At 62.5% G+C, this 3256-nt stretch carries 2 protein-coding genes and 2 pseudogenes; 3 read left to right on the top strand and 1 reads right to left on the bottom strand.

The annotated features are described in order from the left end of the window. The 3 genes and pseudogenes from ET21_RS0110005 to ET21_RS0109995 all read left to right on the top strand — a co-directional run. A pseudogene (locus ET21_RS0110005) lies at positions 1-299 on the top strand (adenosylhomocysteinase); the annotation flags it as partial. Positions 300-379: 80 nt separating this feature from the next. Continuing rightward, entirely contained in the window at positions 380-2002 is a 1623-nt protein-coding gene (locus tag ET21_RS0110000) for an ISNCY family transposase (RefSeq protein WP_030539573.1), read from the top strand. 60 nt (positions 2003-2062) lie between these two features. Next, positions 2063-2800: pseudogene (locus tag ET21_RS0109995) on the top strand (adenosylhomocysteinase); the annotation flags it as partial. 70 nt (positions 2801-2870) lie between these two features. Here the strand turns inward: ET21_RS0109995 and ET21_RS0109990 are convergent. Beyond that, positions 2871-3176 carry a carboxymuconolactone decarboxylase family protein gene (locus tag ET21_RS0109990; protein ID WP_030093294.1) on the bottom strand — a complete coding sequence of 102 codons (306 nt, stop codon included), beginning with the start codon at positions 3174-3176 and terminating at the stop codon, positions 2871-2873. Positions 3177-3256: the final 80 nt, after the last annotated feature.

Genomic DNA, 3256 nt, shown 5'->3' with positions numbered 1-3256 from the left:
GGCGCTTGAAAATGCACGCGCATCCGCCGTCAGGTTCAATCCTGTGTAATGCGCTATGGGGCGCGAAGCTCGAAGCCGGCGCGACGCTGGGCGAGCCCGAGAATGAGGAAGAGGTCGAGTTCCAGCGCGCGCTCAAGGCGTTCATCGCCAGATATCCGGGCTATCTGACCAAGACCGTCAAGAATCTGAAGGGCGTGTCGGAAGAGACCACCACCGGCGTCCACCGCCTGTACGAGATCGCCAAGAAGGGCGAGCTTCCCTTCCCCGCGATCAACGTCAACGACAGCGTCACCAAGTCGCATTGCCTCACCGTTTTTGCTCCTGAGTGACGGGCTGTTGCCTCATCTAGACTGCTCCCGGCAACGGTTGGGAGGGAACGATGAGGAAGGTGAGCATGGCAACGCGGAAAGAATTGATCGAGGCGGTCGGCGCTCGATACCGGGCATGCGATCGGTCAAGTAAAGGCAAGGTGCTCGACGAGTTCGTTGCGGTCACGGGTTTCCATCGCAAACATGCGATGCGGGTTCTCCGGCAGGAGGCATCGGACCGAACTCCTGGGCGTGTCGGGCGCAGGGTCTACGATGAGGCTGTGCGCACTGCACTAGTGGTGTTGTGGGAGGCGAGCGACCGTTTATGCGGCAAGCGGCTTAAGCCGCTCATTCCGATCCTTGTCGAAGCGATGGAAGGTCATGGTCACCTCGATCTGGCGCCGCAGGTCAAGGCCAGTCTGTTCCGGATGAGCGCGGCGACGATCGACCGCTCACTGCGCGCCATACGCGAGGCAGGCCAGACGAAAAAGCGGCGGCGTGGCGTATCTGGAACCGAGCTCCGGCGCAGCGTACCGATCCGTACATTCGACGACTGGGGTGATCCGGCGCCGGGGCACATGGAGGTCGATCTGGTTTCGCACAGCGGACCGGCAGCAAAAGGTAGCTGGGCCTGGACGTTCACTTTAACCGACATCGCAACGGGCTGGACTGAATGCGCACCGTTGCTGGTGCGCGAGCAGACGCTGCTGGTGGCTGTGCTTACCGAACTGCGCAGGCTGATGCCTTTCCCCTTGCTGGGATTCGACTCTGACAACGACAGCGTATTTATTAACGAGACGGTGCGCGATTATTGCGTGGCTCATGGGATCGCGTTCACCCGCTGCCGTCCTTATCGCAAGAATGATCAGGCCTGGGTTGAGCAGAAAAACGGTTCCGTCGTTCGGCGCCTGACGGGCTATCGCCGGTTCGAGGGCCTGGCAGCCACCGGCGCGTTAGCGGAATTGTACACGGCTGCCCGCCTGTTCGTGAACTTTTTCCAGCCATCGTTCAAGCTTGCCGAGAAGCAACGCGATGGCGCCAAGGTCTACAAGCGATACCATGCTCCCGCGACACCGTTCCAGCGGTTGCTGGCCGACCCACGGACCTCCGAGGAGACGCGCCGAAACCTCCGCGAGGCGTTCGCCGATCTCGATCCGGTCCGGCTGTTGCGGGACATCCGAACGGCGCAAGAAAAGTTGGTGGGACTGGCCGACGGGGCAGTCGTAATGAATCCGTCGGAACCCTCGCCGCCAACGCTGGATGCGTTCATGACGAGCCTGCGGACCTTGTGGCACGAAGGCGAGGCAAGGCCGACAGCAACCGCAAAGGCCCCGCAGAAGCGTTGGCGCCGCCGTCCTGATCCGCTTGCGACGGTGACTGAACAGTTGAAGGCGTGGTTCGAGGAGGAGCCATGGCGCACCGGTCGGGAGTTGCTCGAGAAGCTACAGGCTGAGCAGCCTGGCGATTATCCGGATGGTCTGCTGCGGACCGTGCAGCGCCGGTTGAAGGTGTGGCGATCAGAACAGGCGCGTGCCTTGGTATTCAACCCGTCAGCTGCCCCCGCTGGCAGGCGCTTGGGGGCAGAGACCGTCTCTTCGTTGCCGCGCGACTGGGTACCGCTCCGCGTCGCCTCCGGCTCCGCTGCGCGGCCCCCAGTCGCGCAAGGAATAGTCCGTGAGGGTGATCTCCTGTAGGGAGCATTTACGTGAGGCAATGGCTATGCCGCTCGGGAACATCGCTTAATGAGGCAACACGAGTCGAAGTTCGACAATCTCTATGGCTGCAAGGAATCGCTGGTCGACGCGATCCGCCGCGCCACCGACGTGATGCTCGCCGGCAAGATCGCCTGCGTCGCCGGCTTCGGCGATGTCGGCAAGGGCTCGGCCCAGTCGCTGCGTAACGGCGGTGCCCGCGTGATGGTCACCGAGATCGACCCGATCTGCGCGCTTCAGGCCGCGATGGAAGGCTTCGAGGTCGTGACGATGGAAGAGGCCGTGAAGCGCGCCGACATCTTCGTCACCGCAACCGGCAATGCCGACGTCATCACCGCCGAGCATATGGCCGCGATGCGCCCGATGTCGATCGTCTGCAACATCGGCCATTTCGACAGCGAGATCCAGATCGCGGCGCTGAGTAACTATGCGTGGACCGAGGTCAAGCCCGGCACCGATCTGGTCAAGTTTCCCGACGGCAAGCAGATCATCGTGCTGGCCAAGGGCCGCCTGGTGAACCTGGGCTGCGCCACGGGCCATCCGAGCTTCGTGATGTCGGCGAGCTTCACCAACCAGACGCTCGCCCAGATCGAGCTGTGGACGCGCGGCGACCAGTATAAGAACGAGGTCTATGTGCTCCCCAAGCATCTCGACGAGAAGGTGGCGGCGCTCCACCTCGAGAAGCTCGGCGTCCAGCTGACCAAGCTGACTCCGAAGCAGGCGGGCTATATCGGCGTATCGACCGAAGGGCCGTTCAAGCCCGATCACTATCGCTACTGAGCGACATAGTCTGACCGATCATATGGGAGGGCGGGCCAGCGTCCGTCCTCCCCGATATCGTCCGGCGGCGTCAGTCGTCGGCGAAGGCGAGATCGGCCTGCCGTGCCGCTGCGACGGCACTCGGCCAGCCGGCATAGAAGGCCAGATGGGTGATGACCTCGCTCAGCTCGGCCCGGCTTACGCCGTTCGCGACGGCCATCTTGAAATGCGCGGCCAGCGGCTCGTCATGCCGAAGCGCGATGAGCGCCGCCACCGTTATCAGGCTCCGGTCGCGCTTGGACAGTTCCGGCCGTTCCCAGATCTCGCCGAACAGCAGATCCTGTCCGAGTTCGGTTAATTTTGGCGCATGTTTCGCGACGACCGACTGAATCGTCATATCCTTGCCAACCATGTAGACACCTCTCGACCGACATTCCCCAAGTGGCCTGCCGCTTGACTTCAAGATCGCCTGATTTT

Source organism: Sphingobium sp. DC-2, from assembly GCF_000722555.1.
GTDB lineage: Bacteria > Pseudomonadota > Alphaproteobacteria > Sphingomonadales > Sphingomonadaceae > Sphingobium > Sphingobium quisquiliarum.
This window is presented reverse-complemented; position numbering and strand designations above follow the sequence as displayed.

What these genes read in the sequence shown, in the direction of transcription:
- ET21_RS0110000 (WP_030539573.1), top strand. Translation starts at nt 380, where the DNA reads ATGAGGAAGGTGAGCATGGCAACGCGGAAAGAATTGATCGAGGCGGTC.
- ET21_RS0109990 (WP_030093294.1), bottom strand. Translation starts at nt 3,176, where the DNA reads ATGACGATTCAGTCGGTCGTCGCGAAACATGCGCCAAAATTAACCGAA.